Genomic DNA, 370 nt, shown 5'->3' on the forward strand with positions numbered 1-370 from the left:
CTTCAGTGCCGTCTCGATGGCCGGCAGGTTCGAGGCCTTCGACACCAGCGTGCTGAACCACAACACCTTGTGCTGGAAGTTCGCGCTCTCGGCAATCAACTGCGTCACGAAGCGTGCTTCACCGCCTTCACACCATAGCTCCGCCGATTGCCCGCCGAAGTTCAGCACCGGCAGCTTGCGTTTCGGGTCGGCCTTGCCCAAGGCGCGCCACTTGCGCTCGCTGCCCTTGGTCGCTTCTTCCATCGAAGCGTGGAACGGCGGGTTGCACATGGTCAGGTCAAAACGCTCGCCCGGCTCCAGCAAGCCGATAAGGATGTGCTTGCGGTTTTCCTGCTGGCGCAGCTGGATCACTTTGCTCAGATCATTGGAT

General features: G+C 60.8%; 1 protein-coding gene. It reads right to left on the reverse strand.

Annotated elements, in window-relative coordinates:
• Positions 1-370, reverse strand: a 370-nt coding sequence (locus tag AAEY83_RS13235; protein ID WP_351059454.1) for an RlmF-related methyltransferase, incomplete at both ends; no start/stop codon positions are given.

The organism is Psychrobacter sp. TB20-MNA-CIBAN-0197 (genome assembly GCF_040309765.1).
In the GTDB taxonomy this organism is placed as follows: domain Bacteria; phylum Pseudomonadota; class Gammaproteobacteria; order Pseudomonadales; family Moraxellaceae; genus Psychrobacter; species Psychrobacter submarinus.